Below are 4,840 nucleotides of genomic sequence, written 5' to 3'. Positions count from 1 at the left end.
GCTGTAACTATGATAACATCGTTGTTAAATAAAAATCTTTCTCAATTAATTCTTAAGAATTTATAAATATTGCGGAATGTTAATTTAAATATTCTCAAGTTTTTGCAGTCAATAAATAATTTTTGCTTATCTTTGTTAGAAAATAGAACTCCTGCAAAAATCCAACATCTACCATGGGGTTAGGAGTCAGTATTCAGGAGACTCCGAGACTATTTTTATTTATTCTCCCCATCTCCCCACTTCCCCATCACCCCACACCCCACACCCCACACCCCACACCCCACACCCCACACCCCACACCCCACACCCCACACCCCACTTCCCACACCCCACACCCTACACCCCACTCCCCACTTCCCACTCCCCACACCCCACTTATGAGAGATGATCAAAAGATGAAAGAATCATGGCGAGAACGTCTGAATATCTCTCGAATAGCGATTAATGCCCCGAGGTTAACCATTGCTTTCTGGTTAGCGGTGGCCATGGCGGGAATTTTGGCTTTTAGTTCCCTAAAATACGCTCTTTTCCCCGATATAAGCTTTCCAGTCGTAATAATTAACGCTCAAGCGGATTTAGCTACTGCTATCACCACGGAAAAGCAATTAACTAAACCCCTAGAAAATCCCCTTTTCTCTCTCCCCGGTTGTCGGGATGTGTCCTCGACTACTGCCCCCGGACAGTCAGTAATCAGCGTTTTCTTTAAAATTGGCACAAATTTAGACAAAGCCACCGCAGCAGTTAAACAGGCTATCTCGCAAATCCCTTTACCCCCTCAAGCTACCACAGAAGTTATCCCCGTTGATTTAAATGAGTCGGCAACAGTCACCTATGCGCTGGTGAGTGAGCAGAAAACCCTAGAAGAATTAAGCCAAATCGCCCAAGATAATTTAATTCCGCCCTTAAAAGCTCTTCCTGGCACGGCTAAAGTTAATTTACTCGGTCAGGGTACAGTTAGAGAAGATAATCCCCATAAAAGCTTAACCCGACCATTGCCCACGCTGGTGCGCTTTAATGGTCAAGAGGCGATCGCTGTGCAGGTAATCAAACAAGGTGCTGCCAATAGTCTCGATCTGGCCGCGGTCGCAGAAAAACTGGTTAAAGACATAGCACAAAAACTGCCCGATGTCAAGATAATTTTAGCTGAAACCCAAGCGGAATATATTCGCGCTGCCCTACAAGGTACGATCGATGATTTACTCTTGGCAGTTTTGCTGTCGGTGCTGGTGATATTGATATTTTTAGGCAGTTTCGCTGCTACAATCATTTCTGCTCTGGTTATCCCCCTATCTCTTTTGGGGACTTTCATTATCATGGCCATCTATGGGTTTAATCTGGAAACCCTGACGCTGCTGGCTCTCGCTTTGGTAATCGGCATTGTCGTGGATGATGCGATCGTTGATGTGGAGAATATTTCCCGTTTAATCGACGCGGGGGAAACCCCGAAAAATGCGGCACTCAAGGGGACAAGGGAGATCGGATTAGCTGTCACTGCTTCCACTTTAACCATTGTTGCCGTGTTTATACCCGTGGCTTTTATGGGGGGTGCGGTGGGGCAGTTTTTCCAACCCTTCGGTTTAACTGTCTCGGCTGCGGTGATTTTTTCTCTGTTGATCGCCAGAACTTTATCGCCAGTTTTGGCAGTATATTGGCTGAAACCGCAGTCACGGGCAAAAATGACGAAACAAAAGCGACCGATTGAAAACGCCTATCGACGGCTCTTAAACTGCTCATTGCGTCATCGTTTGCTGGTCATTGCTATTGCCCTAATTACCTTTTTTGCGGGTATTGCCTTGATTCCTTTTATTTCTAGGGGATTTATTCCCCGACTCGATCGCGGCGAGTTTAATCTGGTTTATACTTCTCCTTTGCCGAAAATAACGCAAATTAGCCCTAATAAACCGACCGCTAAGAGTTCTACTGATAGTTTCGCTTGGATTTCCCAGTTAGCTAGTTCTCCCGAAAGTTTTCTCCTGCGTCGCACTATCCGCGATGGCAGCAAATTAGAAGCGCCGATTTTGCAGGATGGGGAAGTGGAATCGACTTTTATGATCGCCGGTTTACGCGGTGAGCCGAATCGGGGCAAAATTCACGTTAAACTGAAGAGCGATCGTAAATCTCACACCAGTGCGGTGCAGCAACGGATTCGGCAAATTTTACCGACAATTAGAGGGGTGAATGTCAGTGTCGAGGACATTCCTTTTGTGCAGACGGAAGCGGAAAAGCCGATCCAAATTGCGATTAAAAGCGATGATTTCAAGCTATTGCGCGATAGTGCCGAGAAATTGCGGGTTGAGGCCGCTAAAATCGCCGGTTTAAAGGATATTTCCCTATCATCTAGATTAAATGAGCGGGGGGATTTTTTGGCGATCGAGCGTTTAAATGGTCAACAGGCGATTTTTCTCAGTGCTAATCTTAGTCCGGATTTAGGCTTAGAAGATGCGGCGATTAAAATTGAAGGGATTCCTTTACCGGAAGGGATAACTTTACAGCGTTGGGGTACTTCTTCTCAAAGTAGCGATGTTTTGGGCAGTTTTGGTCGTACTTTAATCCTAGCGACAATTTTAATGTTAGGAGTTTTATGGTTATTATTCAGAAGACTGTTAGAAACTATCGTCATCGCTTTATGTTTACCTTTAGCGATTGTGGGGGCAATGTTAGGGTTATTGGTAACGGGTAGTGAGTTTAGTATGATTTCTCTGATCGGGTTTATCTTCCTCTTGGGATTACTGGATAAAAACGCTGTGTTATTGCTGGATTATACTAACCAATTGCGTCAACAGGGTTGGAGTCGGGAGGAAGCGGTTTTAGAAACGGGAATGATTAGGTTAAGACCGATTTTAATGACCACTTGTTCGACAATTTTAGGCATGATTCCGATCGCTTTGGGATTGGGTACTGGTGCGGAATTGCGGCAACCCATGGCGATGGTGATTGTGGGAGGTTTAGTCACTTCTTCCCTGTTGAGTTTAATTGTTGTGCCTGTGTTATATCTAAGTTTAGAGGATGTTTGGAACCAGATTAAAGCCGGTCAAAAGTAGCTAGTTTTATTGTTTTGGCTTCTGATTGCTATAGAGTCGTTTGAACTCTTTTTGTTGTTGATTATGATCGACAATTGGCTCAGGATAACCACAACGATGTCTTTCTAAACGGGGGATTTTCCCAGTTACTAGATATTCCGTATCTACGGAGGCTAATTCCGGCAACCACTGACGAATATATTCCCCTTCCAGATCGAATTTTTGTGTCTGACTAGCGGGATTAAAAATTCTTAAAGGTTTCGGATCCATGCCACTAGACGCACTCCACTGCCAACCACCATTATTAGCGGCTAAATCGCCATCAAAAAGTTTCTGCATGAAGTATTTTTCGCCTTTTTGCCAGTTAATAATTAAATCTTTGGTTAAAAAACTCGCCACGATCATGCGACAACGATTGTGCATCCATCCCGTTTCATTTAATTGTCGCATGGCCGCGTCAACGATCGGATAGCCGGTTTTTCCCTGGCACCAAGCTTGAAAATGTTCTTCGTTATCCTGCCAAGGAAAATGACGAAATTCTTTTCTATAAGCACCGACCGCCAATTCTGGGAAAAAATAGAGACAATGCTGGTAAAATTCCCGCCAAGCTAACTCTTGCTGCCAAGTGATAATACTATTTTTTGCTTCCTCGGCCCGGCAATTTTCTAATAACTCTAGGGTTGCGGTCCAAATTGTGCGGATGCCAATCGCCCCAAATTTTAAAGCGGCACTCAAGCGCGAGGTCCCATCGAAAGCGGGGAAGTTACGATCTTCTTGATAATTGTTAATAACCCCTTGACAAAATTCTTCTAATCTGCTATGGGCGGCCTTTTCTCCGGGAGCGAGGGGTAAGGGGTTTTGCCAAGTAAAACCTAAATTTTCTAGGGTTGGTAAGTTAATAGTTTCTGCGAGTTTCTCCCCCTCATTTTCGTCTAATCCTTGCAGGTTTTCTAGGGTTTTGGGGCTGGCTTTGGCTAATTGGCTCCAATTTTTCCAAAAAGGAGTATATACGGTGTAGGGACTTTTTGAGAGGGTGAGGACTTGTCCTGGAGCGTGGAGAAGTTGATCCCAGAAGGTTTCTACCTCAATTCCTTTTGTTTGTAAAGCGGCGATTACCTGTTGATCCCGTTGACGCGCGTAGGGTTCGATATCGAGGTTAAAAAAAACTGCTTTTGCCGATAAATTGCTGGCTAAATTGACGAGTGTTTGACTGGGGTTGCCGCGAATAATCAGTAATTGACTACCTTTTTGGCGATAATTTTTTTCTAATTCCTCTAGACAACCGAGGAGATAGGCAACCCTAGCCGGGGCGATATCATCCCCTTCTAAAATAGCAGGATCGAGGCAGAAAACCCCGATAATTTTCGGACTACGCTCCCTAGCTTTACTCAGTCCAAGATTATCCGAGAGACGTAAATCGCGACGATGCCAGAAAAGGATTAGATTTGACATAAAGTAAGGTGATGAGAAGATTATCAGGGGCGAGATTATTGGGGTAAAACGGGGGTACAGTTAAGAACAAATTCAAGTCAAAAATACTCTTTCTGTAATTATAGGACAGTGGATCAAGAATAATTATCTAATTTTACAATCTAGCTGTGATTGGCAGTTAATTTATTGACAAAATCTCGATGTTCTGCTGTTTCTAACCCTCGCTGTAAAATCACTAAAACTTTTCCTAAGTCGCCCGTTAATAAAGCGTTTTTATCTAGCCATAAACCGGGGAAGATTTGGGAGCGCATTATGCCCTCACTATCGGGTTCTAGTTTAATATATTCTCCTGCCTGTAGCCGAAACCAATCAATTTCTTGTTCATAAAA

Annotated in this window: 2 protein-coding genes and 1 pseudogene; 1 reads left to right on the top strand and 2 read right to left on the bottom strand. The window is 43.9% G+C overall.

Going from position 1 to position 4,840, the window contains the following annotated elements; genetic code table 11:
* The first annotated feature begins 395 nt into the window (after positions 1–395).
* Positions 396–3,041, top strand: a complete 2,646-nt coding sequence (locus EWV68_RS11535; protein WP_287169850.1) for an efflux RND transporter permease subunit — start codon at positions 396–398, stop codon at positions 3,039–3,041.
* Between the two features lie 6 nt (positions 3,042–3,047).
* Here EWV68_RS11535 and EWV68_RS11530 read toward each other — a convergent pair whose 3' ends face one another.
* Both EWV68_RS11530 and EWV68_RS11525 read right to left on the bottom strand, forming a co-directional pair.
* Positions 3,048–4,472: an FAD-binding domain-containing protein gene (locus EWV68_RS11530; protein WP_287169848.1), complete on the bottom strand. Its 1,425-nt coding sequence runs from the start codon at positions 4,470–4,472 to the stop codon at positions 3,048–3,050.
* Between the two features lie 140 nt (positions 4,473–4,612).
* Positions 4,613–4,840 (bottom strand): annotated as a pseudogene (locus tag EWV68_RS11525) (Uma2 family endonuclease); the annotation flags it as partial.

Source organism: Microcystis sp. M_QC_C_20170808_M9Col (assembly GCF_007095495.1).
In the GTDB taxonomy this organism is placed as follows: domain Bacteria; phylum Cyanobacteriota; class Cyanobacteriia; order Cyanobacteriales; family Microcystaceae; genus Microcystis; species Microcystis aeruginosa.
Note: the sequence above shows the minus strand (reverse complement) of the source record. Positions and strands in the feature narration are given on the sequence as shown.

What these genes read in the sequence shown, in the direction of transcription:
- EWV68_RS11535 (WP_287169850.1), top strand. Translation starts at nt 396, where the DNA reads ATGAAAGAATCATGGCGAGAACGTCTGAATATCTCTCGAATAGCGATT.
- EWV68_RS11530 (WP_287169848.1), bottom strand. Translation starts at nt 4,472, where the DNA reads ATGTCAAATCTAATCCTTTTCTGGCATCGTCGCGATTTACGTCTCTCG.